This window comes from uncultured Parasphingorhabdus sp., from assembly GCF_963677535.2.
In the GTDB taxonomy this organism is placed as follows: Bacteria; Pseudomonadota; Alphaproteobacteria; order Sphingomonadales; family Sphingomonadaceae; genus Parasphingorhabdus.
The window spans coordinates 437,490-460,857 of the sequence record NZ_CAXXUT010000001.1 but is presented as its reverse complement, the minus strand read 5'-3'; the positions used below and the strand labels follow the sequence as shown (position 1 = coordinate 460,857).

The following is a 23,368-nucleotide window of genomic DNA, read 5'->3' as shown; positions in this document are numbered from 1 at the left end:
GTCTAGCGGTCATAGGCCTTTGGCAAGACCCCCGGTGCCGGATCGGCATAGCGGTCGCGCAGCCGCATCTGGCGATTGCTGAGCGACTGGTCGACACCGTCGATAATCACCTTTTCCACCTGGGTCGACAGCTCCAGCGGATCGCCGGTCCAGATAACCACATCGGCCTGACGGCCGGGCTTGAGCGAACCCAGTTGCCCGCCCATGTCCATAATCTCTGCAGGACCCGAGCTGATCGCGGCAAAAGCCTCGTCCCAGCTCAGCCCGGTTGCGCGCGGCACCCTGTTGAGTGCAACAAGATTGCCGGCATATTGTACCGAATAGCGGAGCTGGTGCGCATCCCGGTCATTGATCATGCCGATGGCAACCTTGACACCGGCGTCCTTCATCCGACCGATATTGGACTGGGTAGCAGCCAGATCCTCGAAACCATAAGGCAGGTCAGCAAGGGCAGAAGCCAGCACCGGCACGCCTGCTGCGGCGATATGATCGGCCACCCGCCAACCTTCATTGGCCCCAACCAGCACCATTTTCAGGGCCGGAAAATCCTTGCGCAAGTCGAGGACTTTCAAAATGTCATTGGCGCTCTCGACATGGACGAGCAGCTTGGTGTTGCCGTTGATCACCGGCAACAAGGCCTTGGCATCGGAAGCCTTGAGCAGATCGCTGTCAAAGGCTGAAGGATTGCGCGCATAAGTGCGTGCCTCATCGAGCAGCGCGCGGAAGTGGATATGCGAAGCGGAACGGCTGCCCCCCGCGCGTCGGTGACCGGTTTCACCCAGTTCGACAAACTGGAAGGCACGCGCCCGGGTGATCGGATCCTCATCCTGCCCGAGATCGGCTATCGCTCCGAAACCTCCGAAAATGGAGTCGGAGGTGCTCGGCGATACAACCGCTCGGGTAACCCCGGCGGCACGGTTTACGGCCACGGCAGACGCGAATGGATTGATGGCATATTGCACATCCAGCGCTGCCGAAAAGGGCGACCCGCTTGCGTTCATATCATTGGTCTGGCTGACCGCCCCGACTTCGACCAGGCCGATCCGGCTGAATCCGGCAAAAATGCCCGGCGTCACCCATTTTCCGCTGGCATCGACCCGCCGCGCATCGGCGGGAATGGCGACATTGGCACCGGCAGCGACTACCCGGTCATTGCGGATCAATACGGTGCCGCCTTCAATCGGCGCGCTGCCGTCGCCGATCACGACCTTGCCGCCGGTAATGGCAGTGGTCTGCGCAGCAAGCGGAGCAGCAATCAGGGCTGCAGCGGAGGCGAGCAACAGAGAAAAACGCTTCATTTCACGTCTCCTTCACCGGGCTGGCCGAGTTCGAAATCGCTGACCGGACGGCGGCCGGGATCGCCACTGTCAAACATCAGGGCGCCGTCAATCCAGACTTTTTCGGGCCGCGCGTATACGCTCAGCGGATTGCCGTTCCACAGGACCAGATCAGCCATCTTACCAGGCTTCAGGCTGCCAGTCATCTCGTCAATGCCCATGGCTTTCGCCGGATTGAGCGTGATCCAGCGGATCGCCTGTGCATCGCTGATCTCTATGCCCATCGCCCGGCCGTCGGCCAGCGCCTTGGCCGCTTCCTGGTTGAGCCGCTGGATCTGGTTTTCGTCATCGCTGTGGATGATCACGCAGGCACCGGCCTTTTGCAATAGCGCCGCATTTTCCGGGATCGCGTCATAGGCTTCCATCTTGAAACCCCACCAGTCGGCCCAGACGGCGGAACAAATGCCCTCTTCCGCCAGCATGTCGGCGATTTTATAGCTTTCGACCGCGTGATGGAACGCCGTAACCTTATAGCCGAACTCCTTCGACATATCGATGATCTGGGCCAGTTCGTCGGCGCGGTAGCAATGGTTGTGGACGAGAATATCGCCGTCGAGCACGCCGGCCAGAGTCTCCTTGCCGAGATCGCGTTTCTGGCTCTTGCCGGCGTTGCGCTTTTCGCGATAATCCTGTGCGTCGATCCAGGTCTGCCGGTTGAGCGCGAGATTGCCCATACGGGTCGACGGCATGCGGTTGCGGCTGCCGTAAACCCGCTTCGGATTTTCACCGCAAGCCATTTTCATACCATAAGGTGCGCCGGGAAATTTCATCCCCTGCACGGTCCGCGAGGGCACATTTTTCAGCGTCACCGAGCGACCACCGAACAGATTGGCCGAACCTGGCAGAATTTGCAGCGCCGTGATCCCGCCATTGGCCATGGCGCGGGAGAAGCCGGGGTCCTGCGGCCAGACGCTATGTTCGGCCCAGACTTCCGGGGTCACTGGAGAGGTCGCTTCATTGCCATCATCATGCGCCGATACGCTCGGCGTCGGATAGTCGCCGAGATGACTGTGCACGTCGATGATGCCGGGCGTGACATATTTACCGGTGCCGTCGACAATCGTCGCATCGGCCGGGATGGCCGTGTCGGGGCCGCCGATTGAGGAGATTTTTCCGCCCGCCATGAACACTGTTCCCCGCTCGATCCGGCCGCCCTCACCATCATAGATGGTCACGCCGGTGATGGCGGTGGGCGCTGACGGATAGGCGCGGTAAGTCGACGGAAATGCCACCTTGGCCGGTTTGCTCGATTTCACGGGCGGTGTGGTGCTAGCCGATTTTGTATCCGCCGCATTGGCCGTACAGCCAGCCAACAGCGATCCGCCAGCAACCAGCGCCAGCAAAGCCCGAAATTTCATAGCAAAGCCACTCAGTCTTATGATTTGGTCGAAGGATGGACGCCAGCAGCCTGTGGTTCGCCCACTTCCCGCTGGCCTTCCAGATCATCGCCGACATTGTCGTCCTTCAACGTATCGAGATGCATCAGGTTTCTGATCAGCGGCGATACCACGAGAACCCCGACGCCAACGGCAATCGCTACCCAGCCGACGGTGGAGTAGACATCCAGCACAACCTGCTTGCCGGCTTCCTCGCCCACGCCTTCAGCGCCTGTTGCGGAAGCGATGAGACCTGCGGCGAAATTGCCGGTTGCCGATGCGAAGAACCATGTTCCCATGATCAGGCTGGCCATATGCGCAGGTGCCAGCCGGTTCATAGCCGACAGACCGACCGGCGAAAGGCAGAGTTCACCGGTTGTGTGCAGCAGGTAGATCAGGAAGATGAAAATCACAGGCGTTGCATTTTCAAGTCCGGCAGACTGTGCGCCCCAGACCAGAACCAGAAAACCAAGACCAACCTGGACGACACCCAGACCGAATTTGAACGGCGCCGAGGGTTCGATTCCCTTGCGGCCCATCACGGTCCATAGCGTCGCGAATACCGGCGCCAGCAAGATGATGTAGATCGCGTTGATCGACTGGAAGGTCGAGGCCGGAACACCGGCACGGTCAACATGCCGGTCGGTGAACAGGTTCAGCGAAGAACCGGCCTGCTCGAACAGCGCCCAGAATATGATCGAAGTCAGGATCAGGAACATCGCCGCGAAGATACGGTCGCGTTCATCGGATGCCAGCTTCGTGACCGCAGTGACCAGCACATAGAGCACCAGCGCGCCGCCAAACAGGCCGAGCACGTAACCGACCATGTCCTGGAACTGAATGGCCAGCCAGCAGACACCGACCAGTACCAGACCGATGATATACATCCACCATTCCAGCTTCAGTCCGCCCACAGGCTTGTTCAGAAGTTCCGGATCCTTGGCTTCGCCGCGGCCGAGCAGAAGGGGTTTGCCCCAGATGAAGACGACTAGGCCAAGCAGCATGCCGATTCCGGCCAGACCGAAACCATAAGCCCAGCCATAAGTCTCACCGATGTAGCCGCATAGCAACGACCCCAAAGCAGCGCCAAGATTGATGCCCATATAGAAAATTGTATAGGCGCCGTCGCGTCGCACATCGGTGCGGGGATAAAGCTGGCCGACGATCACCGAGATATTGGCTTTCAGAAAACCGGAACCGACGATGATCAGTGCGAGCGCCAGCCAGAATATGCTGATGATTGGGTTGTCGACATGACCGACTCCCGCATCGCCCTCGAATGCCATGAAAAAATGGCCCAACGTCAGCAATACCGCCCCGAACAGCACCGCTTTTCGCTGCCCGAGATATTTGTCTGCCAGATAACCGCCGACAACGGGAGTGATATAGACCAGCGCCGTATAGGCACCGTAAATGATCCCGGATTCGCTATCGGAAAAGAGCCAGTGTTTGGTCAGGTAGAATATAAGCAGCGCGCGCATGCCGTAATAGGAAAAACGTTCCCACATTTCTGCGAAAAACAGAACAAACAGGCCCTTGGGGTGTCCGAGGAATGTCCCTCTTGCATCACCCGATTCCAGATACGCTCCCGCCATATAAATACTCCCCGGCAATAGATTTGGGCCGCATAATCCGGCCCGGTTGCCCCGCACACTAATGATAAAAATGCGCAAGTGAAGCATATTGTTTCAAGCGAGACCGGTTTTCCGCAAATTCGCCTTGCAATCGCGTGCATCTCTTCCGAAGTGACGAATATGACCGAAAAGCAATTCAACGATCTCAGCAGCCTCGCCAGCTACCTCCCTTCCCGCCGCTCCGGACGGCCGCGCGACATGATCGCACCCGGACCCAGCAAGGCGCAGATTGAAGAGATTGTCACTATTGCCCTGCGCACGCCGGACCATGGCAAGCTGGCGCCGTGGCGCGTGGTTGCAGTCGGCGACGATCAGCGCAGCCTGTTCGCCAATGGGATCCACAACGCCTATCTGAAAGAACGGCCGGAAGCGGGACGGATGGAACTGGAATCTCTGGAATCCATGGCCTGCCTCGCGCCGACGCTGCTGGTCGTGATGTATTCTCCGGTAGAATCAACCAAGATTCCGCTGTGGGAACAGGAACTCAGCTGCGGCGCTTTTGTCATGAATATTCTCCACGCCACCCACGCCATGGGTTTTGTCGGTGGCTGGATCACCGGCTGGCCGGCCTTCAACGAAGATGTCCGCGACCTGTTTGGCGCCAAGCCCGAAAAAATCGCGGGCTTCCTCTATCTGGGCACGGCCGGTGCCGAACTGACCGAGCGCCCGCGCCCGGAGTTGAAGAACATATTGTCCGAATGGACCCCGCCAGCCCCACAATAAATCTCGGACTTTATCGCGCTTTGCGGAAGAAGCGGAACTTCCACTTGCCTGCTTCGCTGTATTATGGCAGTGATGCAGCATGAACAATGCGAACAAACCCGTCTATCTGAAGTTGCGGGACATCATATCGGAATCCATTCTCGACGGTAAATATGAAGAGGGTGACATGCTTCCCTCTGTCCGCGTCTTTGCTGCGGACCAAGGCGCCAATCCGCTGACCGTCGCCAAAGCCTATCAGGGTTTTCAGGAGGAGGGTCTGGTTACCGTAAAGCGCGGTGTCGGCATGTTCGTAGCCGCCGGCGCCAGAAAGCGCCTGTGTCAGTCGCAGCGAGAAGATTTCATCAAGAATGTCTGGCCACCGGTCGAGCGCCAGATGAAACGGCTGGACCTGACCGTCGACGATTTGCTGAAAAGCGACGCCTGAACAGCGGTCAGTCTGCGCCTGCCACCGCGCTGCTCTGCTGTTTCGCGCGGGCGCTTTGCAGACTTTTCCGATAAACCATATTATCCGGCTGGATCTCGACCGCTTTTTTCAGCAGACTGACGGCCTTTTTCTGGCCGTCCCTGTCCTGCAGCAAGGCCAGCCCGTAAAGATGCGTCACCACCGGGCTTGACGGTTGCACATGATAGGCAATCTGTCCCGCGGCAATCGCCTTTTCGGTCTCTCCGAGACCGGTATAAGCCTGGGTCAAGCCCGCCATCAGCAGAGCATCATTGTCACCTATGCGCTGGCGTAGATTTTCCAGAATATGGGCTGCAACGGCCCAGCTGCCGGTTTCCAGATGGGCATAGGCCATCCAGCGCAGCCCGGCGATATTACCGGGATTGTAGCTGAGATATTGCGCGAGATCCTCTCCCGCTTTTTGCATGTCTCCCTTGGCGCGCAACACTTCGACCAGCCGCAGCATTACCGGTTCGGAAAAACGGATTCTTCGCGCCTGGCCCAGTGCATCCAGCGCCTCGTCATAATTGCCCATGGCCGTGGCGACGTCGGCGACCAGTATATGGGCAGCGCTCGCCCCGCGATTGCCTTGCTGCAGTCGCTTAGCCTCTTCGAAAGCGGCATTATAATCGGCGGCATTGTAGAGCGCGCGGATATAGGGCACCACCACCCGGGCATCATTCGGGTTGCGTTGCGCCTCGGCGCGCAACACATTGAGTGGAGCGGAGGCCATGAAGGCGCTTTCCCGGCCAAAATCATGAACGGCGGCGCGGTTCATGACAGCGGCAGCCTGCCGCCGTTCCCCAATATCCTCAAGCGCGCGGCCCACCAGCCACAAGGCGTAGGGATCCGCGCCACTGCGGTTGACTTGTGGAATGAGTATATCAACCGCGTCGCCTGCGCTTCCAGCCAGATAGAGCGATCGCGCCAGCAAATTATGCGCCTGCCGGTTGTTGGGCTGGATCGCGATCAGTCGCTGGAACTGGTCTGCTGCCGCGTTATGATTGCCTTCGGCATGCTCGATAATGCCCTGCACCAGCATCACGGCTGGAACATTGTCTATCATGCCGCCGGTCTTCTGCATCAATCGTCTGGCGAGAGCATATTTGCCGGCCCGGGCGGCGAGAACAGCCTGCATGAAGAAAGCGCGCGGATTTTTTCCATCCAGCGCGATGATTTTTCGTGCGACAGCCAGCATGTCGGTCATTCGGCCCATATCCCCCAATGTGGCCGCATATTCGCTCAGCAAGGGGATATCATTGGGGTCTAGCTCCAGCGCCCGTTCAAACCATGGCAGGGCCGCGCCCAATCCGAACTGGAAGCGCATCAACTCTCCGCGATATTGCAGCGCCCCGACGTTGACGGGATCCAGCTTCACAGCTTCGTCCACCGCATTGGTCGCGCCGGCCTGATCCCCTAACCGAAAGCGAAAGCGTGCGATATCGACCCAAAGATCGGGATTTTTTCCATCCAGTTCGATTGCACGATTATAGGCGGCGCCCGCCAGTTGCTCATCACCCATTTGCAGCGCGACCTTGCCCATGATTCGGGCTGCATAGCCTTGGTATTGCTGCGGAATATCATTGGTCAGCAACTCATCGCGCGCCTTTTGCGCTTTGCCCTGCAAGAAATAGGCGTGGCCATAGAGGTGCCGGACCGTTGCCGGATCAATCCCCAGTTGCACGGCCCGGTCAATCTCCGCTTCGGCACCGATTCCGTCCCCGAGCTTCAGCAACACTTCCGCTTGCGCAACCCGCGCGTCAATCCACTCCGGATCGGCCTTGATGGCGTTGAGCAAGGCTATCCGGGCTGACCGGACATCCCGCTCGGCACGAAATTGCGCTGCTCTGGCAAAGGCCTCGCGCGCGTCTGCGTTGCCTCCGCTAGCTCCCAATATTGCCGTCGGAACGGCGGTCAGCGCCACGGAAAGTGCCGCTGCCAACAAGACCGGTTTGCTGGTCAGGCGCAGTTTCCGGGAAAAAGGGATAGCCATCGTTTAGCTGGCTTGCTGCAACTTATATTGTTTGAGCAGATCGTAGAGAGTCGGACGGCTGATCCCGAGCAATTTGGCCGCATTGGAAATATTGCCGCTGGTCTGCGAAATCGCACGCAGGATCGCCGAACGGTCGGCGGCCTCGCGCGCCGCTTTCAGGTTGAGCAAATCGGCCGCAGCATCTTCATCGATATCCAGGTCCAGATCCTGGGCGCTTATCAGCTTGCCATCGGCCATGATTACGGCGCGCTTGATCCGGTTTTCCAGTTCGCGAACATTGCCAGGCCAGTTCCAGGCTTCCAGCGCAGCCAGCGCGTCGGGCGCCAGCCCCTTGACCGCCGGATTGATTTCGGTGGCAAATTTTTTCTGGAAATGCCGGGCAAGCAGACTGGCATCACCCGATCGTTCGGATAAAGGCGGAATCTTGATCACAATCTCGGCCAGACGATAATATAGATCCTCGCGGAAATCATTCTCGCTGATCATCGCTTCGAGATTCTGGTGGGTCGCGCAGACGATCCGCGTGTCCACCGCGATCGCCTTGCGGCCACCGATCCGTTCGATCACCCGTTCCTGGAGGAAGCGCAACAATTTAACCTGGAGCGGTAGTGGGATATCGCCGACTTCATCGAGGAACAGCGTGCCGCCATCAGCCTGTTCGATTTTCCCTTCGGTCGTCTTTATGGCACCGGTAAAGGCCCCTTTCTCATGGCCGAACAATTCGGATTCCAGCAAATTCTCGGGAATCGCGGCGCAATTGATGGCGACAAAGGCCTTGTCGCGCCGGTCGCTTGAATCGTGCAGCCCCTTGGCCAGCAATTCCTTGCCGGTGCCGCTGGCGCCCAGCAGCATCACCGACGCATTGGTGTTTGCCACCCGCTCAACCATCTGCGCCACTTTCAGCATTTCGGGCGCCCCCGTGATGATATTGCCCAGAATATATCCCTCGCCACTGCTTTTAGCGGCGAGGCTGGCATTTTCCTGCTCCAGATTGCGCACATGAAAGGCCCGGCGGACAATTAAGCCAAGCTCGTCAATGTCGACCGGTTTCTGGTAAAAATCCCACGCCCCGCCGGAAATGGCGCGCAAGGCGCTGGCCTTCTCGCCATGACCGGAAGCGACGATGATCTTGGTGTCAGGCTTGAGACTCAATATCGCTTCCATGGTGGCAAAACCTTCGGTGGTTCCATCCGGATCGGGCGGCAGGCCGAGATCGAGGGTGACCACATCCGGTTCTTCCGAACGCAGTTTTTCAATCGCTGTTTCCCGATCCCCGGCGATGATCACCTCGAAATCGTCATAAGCCCATTTCAGCTGTTTCTGCAGACCCCGATCGTCTTCAACGATCAGCAGCTTCTCTTTTTTCTGTTGCTCTCTGTCCGGCATCATGCGGCCCTTTCGTCTGCGGCAATTTCTTCTGGCAAATGTTTCGCGAGCGGCAGGATCAATGTGAAACGGCTTCCCACATGTTCGGTGCTCTCCACTTCCAGCCGCCCCTTCATGCCGCGCGCCAACTCGCGTGCTTCATAGGCGCCGATTCCAAAGCCACCCTGCTTGCTCGATGAAAACGGCTTGAACAGCTGGTTGCGGACGAATTCGGCGGACATGCCAATTCCCCGGTCACAGACTTCAATCGCCACACTGAGGTCGCGACGGCGGGCGTTGATGGTTATAGTCTGGTCGTCCTCGCTCGCGTCGATCGCGTTCTGGATCAGGTGCCCCAATATCTGTTCCACCCGCGCAGGATCCGCAAAAATCGTCAGATCCTCGACATCGCCGCTTTCCAGACTGTGCAGCAGGCGCTTCTTCTCGATGATTGTGCGGACCAGGTCGGCGACCTTCACCGGCTTCGGCTCTTCCGGATTGCTCTTGTTATGCTGTGACAGGCGTTCGAGCAGCCCGTTCATCCGGTCGGCCGAATCCTGCAGCGTTTCGATCATGTCCAACTGGAACTCGGGATTGTCGGCATGCCGTTTGGCATTGCGGGCGAGCAGACTGAGTTGGCTGACGAGATTCTTGATATCATGCATGATGAACGCCATCCGGCGGTTGAACTCGTCGAACCGCTGCGCCTCTGAAAGCGATTGCTGGCTGCGCGATTCAGCGAGATAGCTTGCCACCTGACGGCCGACGACACGCAGCATATCCAGATCTTCCCAATCCAGCTTGCGGTCGATTCTGGGGCGCGCCAGCAGCATCAGACCGGCAAGCCGGTCGAAATGGACCAAGGGAACCCCGACCCACGTCCGCTCGTCCGCGCTCATCCATTCAGGGATCGCGTCGTCGTTGCATTTGTCGTCCTTGCCTGCGCGCAACGAGTCGAATTCGACAATATGATTGGTCCGTTCGAGAAAGGGGATGGTCTGCACCGTGCAGGCCCGCGCCGGGACTTCGAGTGATGACCAGTTCCAGCGTGATTGCAGCACCAATTGGCCGGACTCGTCTGGCATCAGCAGGATTCCGGCTGGCGACTCCGTAATATCCGCGATCGCCTTGATCACACGCTGGTGAAAGGGCGCGCTATCGGGTCCAGGGCGCCCGATCGTATCGGTGAAGCGGATCCACTCCGATCGGTAATCATAGCGATGCTGGAAGAAATTTTTCGCCAGCTTGACCTTCAACCAGGCCCGGAATCGGCCCGACGGTAGCAGCAGCAATGCGCCAATGGTCGCGCCGAACAGAAAGCTGATCTGGGCGAGCCGGGCATAGTCCCCGCCGATGATCTGCAGCGCCGTAGCGATCACGATCATCATCAGCAAATAGCTGCCGATCGCGACCAGCGAGAGTGAACGGAAGGCGACACTGCGGGAAAGTTTCAGATTCCATTCGCTGTTGCGCAAGGATGCCAGGGCCAGGACCGGCGCGATCACCGCCATCATCGGACCGCGCATCGCGTGCAGCTCCATCGGCGTGTTCTGGGTCAGGTAGGTGATGGTGAACAGATTGAGATCATAGGTCCAGATCGCCGCCAGCGACGCCATCGGCAAACGGATACCCCAGCGGGTTTCCGGGGCGGATATCGAATAGAGATTATGGACCAGCACCAGCGCCCCGACAGCGTAGATCATCCGCAGCACAAGCGAAGTGTAGAGCGTGACGTCTTCCAGCGGTTGTATATCCGCGAACGCCGGCAGCAGCGAATCCACCAGCATCTGGCCGACCAGCACAAAGATCAGAGCAGCGTAAATGACATTGACCGTTTTCGGCTCGTCGCGACCTTCCCCTGCCCTGAGCAGGATGAACATGAAGCCGAGCCAGCCGAAGTTTCGCAGCGTTTCGGCAAAGCGCGATATCTGCGACAGATGCCCCTCGACGGTTATCGAAAGCGCCCAGAAACTGGTGAGCGTGATCGCAATGATCAGCCATATCTGCTTGTTATTGCGTTCAACTTTCCGCTGGAATTGCCAGATCGCCAGGGCACCGAAAAGCGCGGCGGCGATGCCATGGCCGAATAAGCTGATATGGTCGAGAAGCGACTCCATATCAGCGCGCGCCTTCCGGCCACAACACCACCCTTATGGTCTGCAGGATGATCAGCAGATCCAGAAAGGGTGTGTAGTTCTTGGCATAATAGAGATCATATTCCAGCTTGTGCCGCGAATCCTCGATCGACGCTCCATAGGGGTAATTGATTTGGGCCCAGCCGGTTATCCCAGGCTTCACAATATGGCGTTCGGGATAATAAGGCATCTGCGTTTGCAGGTCGTCGACAAATTGCGGTCGCTCTGGACGCGGACCGACAAAGCTCATTTCGCCTTTCAACACACTCCAGGCCTGGGGCAGTTCGTCGATCCGGACCTTTCGGATGAAATTTCCGATACGGGTGATCCGCGGATCATTTTCGCTCGCCCAGATTGCCTTGCCATTGGGTTCCGCATCGGCGCGCATCGAACGTAGCTTCAGAATATTGAATTTCTGCCCGTACAGACCGACCCGCTCCTGCCTGAAAAAGGAGCCGCCACGGCTTTCCAGCCGGATTAGCAGCGCGAACAGCAAGATGATCGGGCCTGTCAGAAGCAGCAACAGAAAGCTCAGGAAAATGTCAAAACCCCGTTTGAACGTGGTCGACAATCTCCGACCCGAAGAAAAGCCGTCGGAGAAAATGAACCAGCTCGGGTTAACGCTGTCCAGATCAACCCGTCCGGTCTCCCGTTCGAGAAAACTGGACAGGTCGTTGACATGCACACCGGTCGTCTTGATCGTCAGCAGATCCGCGACCGGCAGTGCGTTGCGCCGTTCCTCGAGCGCCAGAACGACTTCGCTGACCTCGAGATCGATCACATGCTGAGGCAGATTGGCAATATCCTGACGCCGTATCGCGCTGTCGATCACGGTTGCGCCTTCATTCATCGCAACATAGCCGGCAACGATGAAGCCGCATTCCGGACGTTTTTCCAGGGCGGCAATACGCGCGGCCCGGGGGCCCGCACCCAAGATCAGCAAACGCCGCTTGAAAATATCGCTATCCAGCATGGTCCCGAGCATCACACGAATAACCATTAGAAAAACGATTGCACAGATCATCGCGTAAAGGGAATTGGAGCGCCAGAGCGTGGCGCCGGGCAGCACAAATGCCAGCAGCGAAAGAAATATCACACCCAGGGAAATGGCAACCAGAATGCGGGCAGCAGCAAAACGCAGCGATTGCAGAGCTTCGGGCCCGTATACGCCAACCGCGATCAGCGCCAGCTGCAGCGCGAAGGCAAAGCTGAATATCGGGGCTGGCCGGTCAAAGATATTCCCGACTTCCATATTGATCTGTACGGCGCGAAAAATCCAGCCGACTTCGGCTGCCGCCAGCAACAGCAGAAAATCGATCAACCCCAGAATAAGAACCGGGTAAGGAATATAATGTTTGAACAATCGGATCATATCGCGCGTCGTCTTTCCTTGGTCAGCGTCGGACATAAGGAAAATTCGTTATCTGTCGGTAAATTTTACAGCATAAATTACGCGTAAACGCACAAGTTCATCGATTTTGTTCAATATACCGACAGTCCGGCAACGAGATATATCCCGACTCAAACTGTCTTTGCGGGTTCCGGGACCTAGTCGTTAACGAAATCAAAAGGCGTCAGGCCCCGTTCCTGTTCGTCAAACGTCAGCGAGCGACTGCGCGGCGGCGCTGAGCGCTGCGAACATTGCGGCCGGGTACAGGCAGTGCAGCCCAGCCCGATTGCATCCGCCTGCTCGATACCCAAATCCTTGCCGCGCGCATAATAGAGCGAGGACGCAACATCGGCAGACACGCCCAGTCCGATGGCGAATGCAGGCGCATGGCCGCCAACACCGGAACCTATGCCCTGTACCGCCCGCGACAAAGTGAACCAGGTTGAACCATCCTCCAGTGCCACCAATTGTGACCGGATTTCCGACGGCTGTTCAAAGACGCGGTGGATATCCCATAACGGACAGCGATGGGCGCTTTCGACCAGCGGCGCGTTGCTCGCCCCGGCATAGCGCTTGGAAATCATGCCGGCGCGGTCAATCCGCACCATGAAAAACGGCAGGCCACGCGAACCAACCCGCTGCAATGTCGTCAGGCGATGGGCCACCTGCTCGAAACCGGCACCGAAACGGCGCTGCAGCAACTGGATCCTATAGCCGCTTTGCTCACAGGCCTTGAGAAACCGGCCGTAGGGCATCATCAACGCCGCGGCGAAATAGCCGGACAAGTGGCGGCGGAACAGTTTCTCCGCTGCCCGGTCGGTGAACTTCCCGCCCGCTGCCAGCGCATCAATCTCTCCCTTCGCCTCGATCTGGCCGAGCAGAAGCGCGGCCTGAAATGTACGGGATGCCGGATCGAGCATTTCCGAAAGCTGCAATTGCCGGGCGTGAAGGTCCAGTCGGCGCAACTTGTCGGGCAACACCGTTTCCGGCAATATCCGGATCATCAGTTGATGTTTCACCCGCAGCCGTTCGGTTATCGCACCATAGAGATCCCCTGCCCCGAGGCGCAACTCGTCAGCGAGTTGCTCGGCCATGGAGTCCAGATCGGCAAAATGGTTTCGCCAGCGCTCGATTTCGCGACGAACCGCCTGGATCGGATCGGGCGCATTTTTTTCACCCTTGTCATCACCGGATTTTCGATTGTCGAAAAGCCGGGCAAATGCTTCCGCGGTATTGGGCGACGCTATCAGCCATTCTTCCAGTTCCGAGCGATCAATGGACATATCCTCGAACAGCGGACTGGCCAGTCGCTGGCGAATTGCATCGATGCCGCCCCCTGGTTCCGCGGCAATAAACTGCCTTGGATCAAAATCGAATCTTTCAGCCAGAAGCAGCATCAGCCGGGCGCTCAGGGGTCGCTGGTTGCGCTCTATCAGGTTGAGATAGCTGGGCGAGATATCCAGCGCCTCCGCGAGGGCGACCTGAGTCATGGCGGCGCTGCGTCTGAGTCTCTTGATGGCGGCGCCGGCGAAAAGTTTCTGAACAGTCATCCGCCTCCTATGTAAATATATTTACAGATATTCAAGAAATAACCACATTGATTGTAACAATCAGCGCAAGATCATCTTCTGCCTGCCCCTGGACGGCACTGTTCCGGCATATCCTGCGACGTCCCGTCTGAGCCGAAGGTAAATATTTCTTAACCGCGTTGGGCTAGCTCGTTTGCGGAAATCGAAAGACATTGGTGCTTGCTATGCTGAAAGAATCCATCCTGCTGGTCGCGTCCACCGGACTGCTGATCTACTTTATAACGCCGTCGGACGAGCCGCCAAAGGTCGTTCCCGTGGAAAAGGAAGCCCCGAAAATTGTCAAACCCGTTGCTCCGGTATCGGACGACAGCTGGGGAGATGATGAGGAGGATGATAGCGATTACGAAAATTTTGTCTTCGGCGAACCGATGACGGCTTCGGGTAGCGATGATAGTGATGATCCCTGGGACGACGATCATAATCCGAGCCTGCAATATCAGCCAGACAGGGTGGCATCCGGCAATCGGTCATCCGGCGCCGGAGATAGTCCACTGGCCGGTAGTCCACGGCCCGGCGAACCCGGCAGCCTGCAAAACCCAATCGAACGAAACGGCAGGCCCGGACCAGGACCGAACGATTTCTAGTCACATCGGCACGTCTGTCGGCGCCTGCCGTCAGAAATGACAATCATCCGTACTTGCGTGGACACTTGCCTCGCAACGACTCCCGGTTACTCTTCGCACCGCCGCATCTGGTAAACATCAGGTGCAATGGTGAAATCAAACCGGCTCCGGTCGATTATGGCGACCGGCCCGTCCATGCGAAACCGGCCGCCGGCCTCGCCGGTTTCCTCGTCGACCGCCAGATCATTAAGACTCAACACCAGTTTTCCATCCTGCCAGGCCCAGGTGCCGACCAGATCTTGCGAAACGAAATTTCCCCCGGCAATCATCGTCCAACTGGTCGATGCCGCACAATCTTCATCGAGAAAGGCCCAGCGCCCCTCAAAGTAAGAGGGCTCCGGCTGGCCCGCCGGTTGCGCGCTTGCCGGTGCGGCCGCAAACATCAGCGCCCCGGGAAAGAGCCACCGGCAAGCCATTTATTTCTTCATGATATGCAAAGTGGCCGCCGTCAGCGCCTCGGCACCGGTCTGGATCACCGTTTCCGCCTCGGGGGCCCAGAATGGACTGTGCAGCGATGGCAATTTCGTGCCTTTGGCCACTGACGCCTGGTAATCGGCCATCGGAACGCCGCCGACCCAGAAAATCATGCTGTTGATATTTTCATCAGCCCGGCGGTAGCGGCTAAAATCCTCGCCCCCCATCACCGGCTTGGACTGGACGACACGGTCCTTGCCGAAACGGGCCTCGAAAAGCCTTGCCATTTCAATCGAGAATTCGGGACTATTATAGGTCGCCGGCGTGAATTCGGCTTCGCGCAATGTCACAACCGGCATCCGGTCTTCCGGCATGCCCGCGGCAATCGCTTCGCCCCGCGCAATCCGTTTGATGCCGTCGAGCAATTTTGCCCGCGTGTCGTCGCCATAGCTGCGCACAGTGAGCAACAGCAGCGCTTCGTCGGAGATGATATTATGTTTGGAACCGGCCTGAAAACTGCCGACGGTGACGACCGCCGGATCCTGCGGATCAATCTCGCGGCTAACCAATGTCTGCAGGGAACCGACGATGCGGCTGGCCAGCACTACGGGATCTTTCGTCGTGTGCGGATAGGCGCCATGACCGCCAACACCCTTCACGTGGATGTCGACGCTGTCGACATTGGCCAGCGCGAAACCGGGAGCATAGCCAATATAGCCGGCGGGAGCACCCGCGGCATCATGAAAAGCGATCGCATAGTCGGGCTTGGGAAAGCGCCTATAGAGACCGTCCTCGAGCATCGCCAATGCGCCCTCGCCTGTCTCCTCCGCCGGTTGCAGGATCATCACCAGCGTGCCCGACCATTCGGCTTTCCGCGCAGCCAGTTGCCGTGCGGTGGCAACCCAGCCGGTCATATGCGTGTCATGACCGCAGGCGTGCATCACGTAGGTATCGTTGCCCTGACGGGTTTTGGCCTGAACCTTCGATGCGAAGGGAAGCCCGGTCTTTTCCTCCAGCGGCAGACCGTCCATATCGGCCCGCAACATCACGGTCGGGCCTTCGCCGTTTTCCATGACCGCCACAACACCGGTGCCACCAACCTTTTCGGTGACCTCAAAACCAAGCCGCCGCGCTTCGGCCGCCAGCTTGGCGGCAGTGCGGACTTCCTCGCCACTCAGTTCAGGATTGGCATGCAGATCACGATAAATATCCATCAGCGAAGGCATGTCGGCGGAAATCGCATCCTTCAGACTGTCGGCCTGCGCCGGGACGGCTGCCAATATCGAAGCCGCTGCCATCAATCCGAGCTTTGTAAAATTCCGCATATCCGTCCCCGTTTTATATTTTTCTAGCCCTGCCTAATCGTATGCGAAAGGCTTGTCAGGTCCAAAATTTCATTCCGCTGGCGTCAACTCCATCACGTCGACCTTGCTTTCATAGGCGGGAAACGGAAAAATCATCCGCCAGCGTTTTGATCCGATACGCTGGACAACCGCTGCCTGATCGCGTTTGGCAGTCTGGCCATAAGGCACCAGAGCATTTTCATAATGGTAGATCAGGGAGCCGAGATATACTGACTGGTTACCGGCCGCTTTGTCGATCCAGCCGATCGTCCGCTGCGAGCCGGTCAATTTGGTGAAATGTTTGCGGCCATTCTGATCCACGATCCGGCATTTGAAGGCAGGATAAGCGATATAGGGCAGCCCGCCATCGGCATCGCCGTCCAACTTGGTGATCGAACAATTATAAAGGCCTTGCGGAATGTCACTGCCGGCCAGAGCAGCATCGGTTTTGAAAAGCGGAGAACGAGCGGCAAGCAAAGCGCCTTGTCCCGCACCGGTAACGCCCGATCGACCGATCTCCAGCGCCTCTTTCCATTTTTCCAGCCTTTCTATATCGGCAGCAGTCGCCCGCTCACACCATAGCGGTGCGACCGGCGCCTCCGCGGCGGCTGCAACGAGCAAGATCAGTCCCGCAATCACTGCGCGGTCCAGCCCCCGTCGATCGAAATATTCGCGCCGGTAATCGCCCGCGCCTCGTCCTTGCACAGGAAGATGGCCAGCGCTGCAATCTGGTCGATCTGGACAAACTCCTTCGTTGGCTGCGGCGCCAGCAACACATCGTTGATCACCTGCTCGCGGGTCAGCCCGCGCACTTCCATGGTGTTCGGGATCTGGCCCTCCACCAGCGGTGTCCAGGTATAGCCGGGCGAAATCGTGTTCACGGTGATACCGTTTTGCGCGACTTCCAGAGCGACCGTCTTGCCGAAACCGTCTATCGCGTGCTTCGCTGCATTATAGGCGGACTTATAGGGGCTCGCGACCTTGCTGTGCATCGAGCCAGTGTTGATGATCCGGCCCCAGCCTTTTTCCTTCATTCCCGGCAGCACCGCCTTGGTCGCGTGGAAGGCGCTGTTCATGATGATGTCCATCACGGCGTTCCATTTTTCCTCTGGAAATTCGTCGACCGGGGAAACGAACTGGATACCGGCATTGTTGATCAATATATCGACGGTCCCGAGCTGTTCGGCACAATCGGCGCACATCTGCCGAATTTCCTCCGGCTTGGTCATGTCGGCGCTGCTATAGGCCGCCTTGGAGCCGCTCAATGTTTCCAGCTCCTGACGCAGCGTTTCAATCTCGCCCGCGTCGCCGAAGCCGTTGATCATCACCGCCGCGCCTTCCGCGGCCAGCGCTTTTGCATAGCCGCCGCCAATGCCCGATGTGGAGCCGGTGATCAGCGCAGTCTTGCCCTTCAAAAACATAGATATCTCCTTTGCCGCGACCTTAATTCCGTCGCGCCGGACTGCAATGATTTTGTAAAACTATCTGGCGGAACTTGCGCTTTTTCCGGATTCGGGCGAATTGGTGGCGGACGAGGAGACAAGAAATGCGTTTGGACGATCTGGACCCCAGCAAGAATGTTCGCGATCAGGGGCGCGGCGGCGGCCGCGGCTTTGGCGGTGGTGGCGGGGGTGGCGGGGGTGGCGGTCTTGGCCTGCTGCTCAGTTTTCTGCCGATGCTGCTCGGCCGGAAAATGGGCTGCGGCACGATCCTGCTGATCGGCGGCGCGGCGCTGGCCTTCATGTATTTCAGCAGCGGTGGCGTGCAACTGGCCGGCGACACCGGCGCGGGCGGCTTCCAGTCGGAAAGCTCCGGAACCAATGTGGCGTGCGATACGGAGGAAGAACTTTTCGCCTGCCAGGTACTTGCCTCGACAGAACAGACATGGGACAGTTTGTTCCGGCAGCAGGGTCAACGCTATCGTCCGACCACCCTCACATTTTATGATCAGTCCGGCCAGTCCGGCTGCGGCGCAGCGCAGGCGGCCATGGGTCCCTTTTACTGCCCTGCAGACCAGGGCGTCTATCTCGACACCAGCTTTTTCCGCGAAATGTCCACGCGCATGGGCGCCAAGGGCGACTTTGCTCGGGCCTATGTGATCGCGCACGAAGTCGGCCACCACATCCAGAATCTGACCGGTGTCGCCGATCAGGTGCGCAACGCCCAGCGCCGGGCGAGCAAGGCCGAAGGCAATGCTCTACAGGTGCGGATGGAGTTGCAGGCCGATTGCTATGCCGGCGTGTGGGCGGCGCAAAATGCCGACCGGATGGAAGCCGGCGACGTCGAGGAAGGGTTGAACGCGGCCCATGCGATCGGCGACGATACGCTGATGCGCGGAGCCGGCCAGCAGCCAGTGGAAAGCATGTTCACCCATGGCAGTTCCGCGCAGCGCATGGCCTGGTTACGCAAGGGTATGGAAACCGGTGATCCGTCTTCGTGTGATACGTTCGCCGCGGGTGCGGTCTAGCAAGGAACGGGCTCCCGCAACACGCCGGAGCCCGCATCTCTCTTAGGCCTTGGCCCGACCCAGGCTGTTCGACCAGTCCAGCCGGCGGGTAACAAACATCACCCCGGCGAGCGCCGCGAAGATCAGCAGCGATCCGATCAGCAGCGAATAGGCCTGCAGGCTGAGCAATATATAGATCGCACCATAGAGACCGGCCAGCAATCCGCCAACCAGACTGGCGCTGCGCCAACTCGACAGGACCGAAGCCGAATAGGCTGTTATCAGCCCGATCGTTGCCGCCGAGGCCGCGATGAAAGCGAGCGCGAAACCGATGATTTCGGCGAAAGCCAGCAGCAGCACGAAAAACAGCACCAGCGCCGCCCCGATCAATATATATTGCACCGAGGATATTCGAACGCCGCCGATCAGGTCGAACAGCAGAAAGGCGACAAAGGTGAAGCCAATGATCAGAAAGCCGTATTTGGCCGCCCGGTCAACCTGGCCATAGAGATCAACCGGCTGGATCAGATTGACCGACGCACTTGCCGCCGCGCCGCCGGCAGGTTGATAAAGATCGACACGCGGCCCGCTGTCGGGCGACACTTGCTGTCCGGCTTGCAGGGCAACCAGCGAGCTTCCCAGCGCGAGATTCGTGATCGCATATTTGGCTTCAAAGCCCTCGGCCGTGACTTTGGTTTCTTCCGTTTCGGGCAGAAAGCCGCCGGTAAAACTCGGGTGCGGCCATTTCGACCGGACCGTCCATTCGGTGAGGCCGGCATGCGGCGCGACGGTCAGGCTCTGGTTGCCCTTGAACCTGACGGTGAAATCTGCGGACAGACCGCCGTCCATAAGGCGGCTGGCATCGACCCAGGCGAAGAATCCGCTGTTACCGGTCTCGCCCAATCCCCTGCCCGGTTTCAACGTCAGTTGCTCGCCATTCACCGTAACATTGTTGTCGCCAGCCAGACCGCGGGCATCGGACAATCCGAAGCGCAGCTCGGCGCGGGTAAAATCAATATCAGATGTCGATATACCGTTGCGCTCGAAATCATCCGGCAGTCGGAACCGGGCGGAGCCGGCGATATGGCTGTCATAAACGACGACTTCGTAAATCGCCCGCTTCTTGCTTTGGGTCTTGAGGTCACTGTCCAGAGTGACCGTCTCGGGGGCCAGAAACAGTTCTGCGGTCACTTCATTGGTACGGGTCACGCTCTTGCCATCCTGCTCCACCGTTTCCTGCACTGTAGCTGTATAGGGCAGTACGAGCTTCGGCCCGGCAAACACCTGTTCTCCGCCCCAGCCGGTGACGATGGACTGCTGGGCGGTCTCGCTCTGGCTCTGCCGGTCATAGACCAGCAGCCACGTCGCGAACAAAGGTATCGTCAGCAAAAAGCCCATCAGCAGGACAAGCAGGAATTTTGCGCCCGGTGATCGTTCTGCTTTATCGAAACCGTTCCGGCTCTCTGCTTCCTCTGTCATTATCTTCCCTCTCCCACCGCTATAAAGGTAGCTTGCGGCGTGCGTATGATCGTCTAAACTCGCGCGCAAGACCACTCCAATCCTTACGACGAGATGAGGCGCACGCGCGCCCAAGCGAAAGGCCGTTATGAATATTTCGGATTGCCACAATGTGAATGACTTCCGCGCACTGGCAAAAAAACGCCTGCCCTTTCCGATATTTGACTATATTGACGGCGCAGCGGACGACGAAGTCACTCGGCGGCGCAACACGATAGCCTATGAACGCTGCGATCTGGTGCCCAATGTGCTCGCCGGTGTCGAGAATATCGACATGAGCACGACCGTGATGGGGCAAAAGCTGGCGATGCCCTTGTTTCTTTCCCCGACGGCGCTGCAACGCCTGTTCCATTGGCAGGGCGAGCGCGCGGTTGCCGGGGCGGCAGAAAAATTCGGCACCTATTTCGGCATTTCCTCACTGGGCACGGTCAGCATCGAGGAGATTGGCGAAAGCATCAGCACACCGAAAATGTTCCAGCTCTATGTCCACAAGGACAAGGATCTCAACCGGTCGATGGTGGAGCGCTGCAAGGCAGCAAAATTCGATGCACTGACGCTGACAGTGGACACGATTGTCGGCGGCAATCGCGAGCGCTGCCTGCGATCCGGCTTCACCAGCCCGCCCCGGATCACCCCGACCAGTTTCTGGAGCTATGCCGCGAAACCGGCCTGGGGCGTGAACTACATGTTCCGGGAGAAGTTCGAACTGTCCAACCTGAAAGACCATGTGTCGGAAGGCACGAGCGTGCCCAATTCGGTTGCCGACTATTTCACCAATATGCTCGACCAGTCGCTCGACTGGAAAATGGCCGAGGAAATCGCCAAGGACTGGGGCGGGGAATTTTGCCTTAAGGGTATCATGTCGGTCGCCGACGCAAAGCGTGCAGTCGAGATCGGCGCCACCGCCATCATGGTGTCCAACCATGGCGGCCGGCAGCTGGACGGCAGCCGAGCCCCCTTCGACCAGCTTGCCGAGATCTGCGATGCGGTTGGTGACAAGCTTGACGTCATCTGCGATGGTGGCATCACCCGCGGCAGCCATGTGCTGAAAGCGCTCAGCGTCGGCGCCAAGGCCTGCTCGGGCGGACGCCTCTATCTCTACGCCCTGGCAGCCGCCGGACAGGCGGGGGTTGAGCGAATCCTCGCTTTGCTGCAGAATGAAATTGAACGCGACATGAAACTAATGGGCGTCACGGCGGTTAATCAGTTGAACCGCGACAATCTGAGATTTCGATAACCGGCGCGGTCAGGGGATTGAAATGAAACATATGAATTTTTTGACGGGCCTGACGCTGGTCATCGGCAGCTTGAGCACAACCGCATTCGCACAGGAAGGCGCGCAGCAGGAATCGACGCTGGAACAGGCGGGAAACAAGGTGACCGAACCGTTCGATGGCAAAGAGGTGCCGCAGAAACTGCTGGATATTCAGGATGCCCCCTATTCGATGAGCGGTCTGCGAAACTGCGCCGCAATCATCGCTGAAGTCCAGGAACTCAACGCCGTGCTCGGCCCCGATGTCAACGAGACGGTCGACAAAAGCCTCGCCAAGAAGCGCGAGGAAACCGCCGCCCGAGTGGCTGGCAGCGCCGTCGGCTCGATCATTCCGTTCGGCGGCATCATCGGCGAGGTAACCGGCGCCAACGCCGAGCGCCGTCGCTACAACAAGGCCGTTTATGCCGGAACCGTGCGGCGCGGATTCCTGAAAGGCGTTGGCCTACAGCGTGGATGCAAGGCACCCGCCCGACCGTAAATCAACCTTGGGGGCAACAAGGGAGACATATCATGGCATCAGCCGGATATAATATGTTAAGCGGAGTGGCGCTGCTGTCGCTGGCCGCCCAGCCATTGCAAGCGGCATCGCCCAATGTGGAACGGCCGATGGTCAACCATGTCGAGGATGCGGTGACCCAGCCAGCCAGGGATGTGAACCTCAAGAAAGACCAGATTCCGCCGCGCTTGCTGAAAATCCAGAAGGCGCCTTATGATCTCACCGGAATTACCGGTTGTCGCACCATCACCACCGAGATTGCCAGCCTGCGTCCGATATTGGGCCCCGACATCAACGAGAAACCGCAGATATCCCGCGCCGAAAAGCGCGAACGCAGCATCAGTCGCGTGGCCGGCGGCATCTTGGGCGGTTTCATTCCCTTTCGTGGCGTCGTGCGTGAAATCACCGGAGCCAATGCCGCGCAGGAGCGATACCGCCAAGCCCTGTCGGCCGGGTTCGCCCGCCGGAGCTTCCTGAAGGGAATGGCCGTCAGCAAGGGGTGCATGCCGCCCCCGTCCTTATCCTAGCGGAACGTATCGATTAAGAACCACAGGGCGATAGCAGCCAGTAACACCGCGAATCCGCGCCGTACCAGCCCTGCATAAGGACCGCTGCTGAGCCAGCCATGCGCGCGACCGGCGAGCGTCACGATGCCCAGATGGATCAGCGTGGCAATTGCGACATAGGCGATCGAAAGTTGGGCCGTCTGCAGCGTTACGGAACCCTCGGGGACAATATATACCGGCAGCACCGCGATAAAGAATAGCGCGGCTTTCGGATTGAGCAGATTGATAATCAGCCCGCGACGGAAATGTCTGGCCGCGGTCCCGTTCTTGTGAATCGCGGACGGCGACACGTCCCGCTCACCCGCCCAGGCTTCCCAGGCCAGCCACAACAGAAAGCCCGCACCCGCATAGCGCAACAGGTTGAACAGCAAGGGGGATTGCTGCGCCAGTTGCGCCAGCCCGAAAGCCGATGCAGCCGCGACAATCGCCAGCCCCAGTCCGATCCCCGCCGTTGCCGCAAATCCGGCGCGCCGGCCCTCGCTGGCACTGAGCAACGCCAGCCAGCCCATGTTCGGACCCGGCGTCAGTTCGACCAGTAAGGCGACAAGCAAAAAGGAAGGGAGCAAGGGCGCAAGCATCGGGTCGCTTCTATCGCCATTACCAAGCGGGTGGAAGTCACTGAAGATTTCAGCGGCAATGTTTTACAGTTCCGGCCTGTCATGCCAGCGCAGGCTGACAGCCAAACCAACGGTCGATGAGGGAACA

General features: G+C 58.7%; 21 protein-coding genes. 7 read left to right on the top strand and 14 right to left on the bottom strand.

The features are described from left to right. Positions 1 to 2: 2 nt before the first annotated feature. The 3 genes from ACHZCJ_RS02185 to ACHZCJ_RS02175 are packed head-to-tail and all read right to left on the bottom strand — an operon-like array spanning position 3 to position 4,308. The gene (locus tag ACHZCJ_RS02185) at positions 3 to 1,298 is read right to left on the bottom strand and encodes an amidohydrolase family protein (RefSeq protein WP_321323507.1); all 1,296 of its coding nucleotides are present in this window, start codon (positions 1,296 to 1,298) and stop codon (positions 3 to 5) included. Then, complete coding sequence (locus ACHZCJ_RS02180) at positions 1,295 to 2,695, bottom strand: amidohydrolase (RefSeq protein WP_321323505.1); 1,401 nt, start codon at positions 2,693 to 2,695, stop codon at positions 1,295 to 1,297. Before ACHZCJ_RS02180 ends, ACHZCJ_RS02185 begins: the two co-directional genes overlap by 4 nt. A 17-nt stretch (positions 2,696 to 2,712) precedes the next feature. After that, positions 2,713 to 4,308: a peptide MFS transporter gene (locus ACHZCJ_RS02175; RefSeq protein WP_159643161.1), complete on the bottom strand. Its 1,596-nt coding sequence runs from the start codon at positions 4,306 to 4,308 to the stop codon at positions 2,713 to 2,715. Between the two features lie 159 nt (positions 4,309 to 4,467). Between ACHZCJ_RS02175 and ACHZCJ_RS02170 the strand changes: the two genes are divergently transcribed. Beyond that, positions 4,468 to 5,070 carry a nitroreductase gene (locus ACHZCJ_RS02170; protein WP_159643163.1) on the top strand — a complete coding sequence of 201 codons (603 nt, stop codon included), beginning with the start codon at positions 4,468 to 4,470 and terminating at the stop codon, positions 5,068 to 5,070. A 79-nt stretch (positions 5,071 to 5,149) separates the two neighbouring features. After that, positions 5,150 to 5,494 (top strand): GntR family transcriptional regulator, encoded by a 345-nt coding sequence (locus tag ACHZCJ_RS02165; protein WP_159643165.1) that lies wholly within the window; start codon positions 5,150 to 5,152, stop codon positions 5,492 to 5,494. A gap of 7 nt (positions 5,495 to 5,501) precedes the next feature. Here the strand turns inward: ACHZCJ_RS02165 and ACHZCJ_RS02160 are convergent, their stop codons facing one another. The 5 genes from ACHZCJ_RS02160 to ACHZCJ_RS02140 all read right to left on the bottom strand — a co-directional run bounded on the left by ACHZCJ_RS02160 (position 5,502) and on the right by ACHZCJ_RS02140 (position 13,945). Further along, a complete protein-coding gene (locus tag ACHZCJ_RS02160) occupies positions 5,502 to 7,505 on the bottom strand; it encodes a tetratricopeptide repeat protein (RefSeq protein ID WP_321323500.1) in 2,004 nt (667 codons plus the stop codon). A gap of 3 nt (positions 7,506 to 7,508) precedes the next feature. After that, on the bottom strand, positions 7,509 to 8,891 hold the full coding sequence (gene prsR / locus ACHZCJ_RS02155; RefSeq protein ID WP_159647913.1) for a PEP-CTERM-box response regulator transcription factor: 1,383 nt from the start codon (positions 8,889 to 8,891) through the stop codon (positions 7,509 to 7,511). Further along, a complete protein-coding gene (gene prsK, locus ACHZCJ_RS02150; protein WP_321323498.1) occupies positions 8,891 to 10,987 on the bottom strand; it encodes an XrtA/PEP-CTERM system histidine kinase PrsK in 2,097 nt (698 codons plus the stop codon). Before prsK ends, prsR begins: the two co-directional genes overlap by 1 nt. A 1-nt stretch (position 10,988) precedes the next feature. Beyond that, positions 10,989 to 12,377 carry a TIGR03013 family XrtA/PEP-CTERM system glycosyltransferase gene (locus ACHZCJ_RS02145; RefSeq protein WP_159647914.1) on the bottom strand — a complete coding sequence of 463 codons (1,389 nt, stop codon included), beginning with the start codon at positions 12,375 to 12,377 and terminating at the stop codon, positions 10,989 to 10,991. A 176-nt stretch (positions 12,378 to 12,553) separates the two neighbouring features. Further along, positions 12,554 to 13,945 carry a short-chain fatty acyl-CoA regulator family protein gene (locus tag ACHZCJ_RS02140; protein ID WP_321323496.1) on the bottom strand — a complete coding sequence of 464 codons (1,392 nt, stop codon included), beginning with the start codon at positions 13,943 to 13,945 and terminating at the stop codon, positions 12,554 to 12,556. 203 nt (positions 13,946 to 14,148) lie between these two features. Here ACHZCJ_RS02140 and ACHZCJ_RS02135 point away from each other — a divergent pair, with 203 nt between their 5' ends. After that, positions 14,149 to 14,568 (top strand): hypothetical protein, encoded by a 420-nt coding sequence (locus tag ACHZCJ_RS02135; RefSeq protein ID WP_321323494.1) that lies wholly within the window; start codon positions 14,149 to 14,151, stop codon positions 14,566 to 14,568. 86 nt (positions 14,569 to 14,654) lie between these two features. Here the strand turns inward: ACHZCJ_RS02135 and ACHZCJ_RS02130 are convergent, their stop codons facing one another. From ACHZCJ_RS02130 to ACHZCJ_RS02115, 4 genes are all read right to left on the bottom strand, one after another. Beyond that, positions 14,655 to 15,023, bottom strand: a complete 369-nt coding sequence (locus tag ACHZCJ_RS02130; RefSeq protein WP_321323492.1) for a hypothetical protein — start codon at positions 15,021 to 15,023, stop codon at positions 14,655 to 14,657. After that, entirely contained in the window at positions 15,024 to 16,346 is a 1,323-nt protein-coding gene (locus ACHZCJ_RS02125; protein ID WP_321323490.1) for an amidohydrolase, read from the bottom strand. A 69-nt stretch (positions 16,347 to 16,415) separates the two neighbouring features. Continuing rightward, positions 16,416 to 17,003: a DUF4893 domain-containing protein gene (locus ACHZCJ_RS02120; RefSeq protein WP_394700011.1), complete on the bottom strand. Its 588-nt coding sequence runs from the start codon at positions 17,001 to 17,003 to the stop codon at positions 16,416 to 16,418. After that, a complete protein-coding gene (locus ACHZCJ_RS02115) occupies positions 17,000 to 17,785 on the bottom strand; it encodes a 3-hydroxybutyrate dehydrogenase (protein WP_321323486.1) in 786 nt (261 codons plus the stop codon). The genes ACHZCJ_RS02120 and ACHZCJ_RS02115 overlap by 4 nt, the downstream gene beginning before the upstream one ends. Before the next feature lie 125 nt (positions 17,786 to 17,910). Here ACHZCJ_RS02115 and ACHZCJ_RS02110 point away from each other — a divergent pair, with 125 nt between their 5' ends. After that, positions 17,911 to 18,831 carry a neutral zinc metallopeptidase gene (locus ACHZCJ_RS02110; protein ID WP_321323484.1) on the top strand — a complete coding sequence of 307 codons (921 nt, stop codon included), beginning with the start codon at positions 17,911 to 17,913 and terminating at the stop codon, positions 18,829 to 18,831. A 42-nt stretch (positions 18,832 to 18,873) separates the two neighbouring features. On the opposite strand, the gene creD is transcribed toward ACHZCJ_RS02110, so the two are convergent. After that, on the bottom strand, positions 18,874 to 20,289 hold the full coding sequence (gene creD / locus ACHZCJ_RS02105; protein WP_321323483.1) for a cell envelope integrity protein CreD: 1,416 nt from the start codon (positions 20,287 to 20,289) through the stop codon (positions 18,874 to 18,876). Positions 20,290 to 20,416: 127 nt separating this feature from the next. On the opposite strand from creD, the gene ACHZCJ_RS02100 reads away from it, so the two are divergent. The 3 genes from ACHZCJ_RS02100 to ACHZCJ_RS02090 are packed head-to-tail and all read left to right on the top strand — an operon-like array spanning position 20,417 to position 22,624. Further along, on the top strand, positions 20,417 to 21,565 hold the full coding sequence (locus ACHZCJ_RS02100; protein WP_321323481.1) for an alpha-hydroxy acid oxidase: 1,149 nt from the start codon (positions 20,417 to 20,419) through the stop codon (positions 21,563 to 21,565). A gap of 31 nt (positions 21,566 to 21,596) precedes the next feature. Next, positions 21,597 to 22,079 (top strand): hypothetical protein, encoded by a 483-nt coding sequence (locus ACHZCJ_RS02095; protein ID WP_321323479.1) that lies wholly within the window; start codon positions 21,597 to 21,599, stop codon positions 22,077 to 22,079. A 32-nt stretch (positions 22,080 to 22,111) separates the two neighbouring features. Beyond that, positions 22,112 to 22,624, top strand: coding sequence for a hypothetical protein (locus ACHZCJ_RS02090; protein ID WP_321323478.1), 513 nt, complete (start codon positions 22,112 to 22,114; stop codon positions 22,622 to 22,624). Here the strand turns inward: ACHZCJ_RS02090 and ACHZCJ_RS02085 are convergent. After that, positions 22,621 to 23,241 (bottom strand): LysE family translocator, encoded by a 621-nt coding sequence (locus ACHZCJ_RS02085; protein WP_321323476.1) that lies wholly within the window; start codon positions 23,239 to 23,241, stop codon positions 22,621 to 22,623. The two genes, ACHZCJ_RS02090 and ACHZCJ_RS02085, sit on opposite strands and share 4 nt — an antisense overlap. Positions 23,242 to 23,368: the final 127 nt, after the last annotated feature.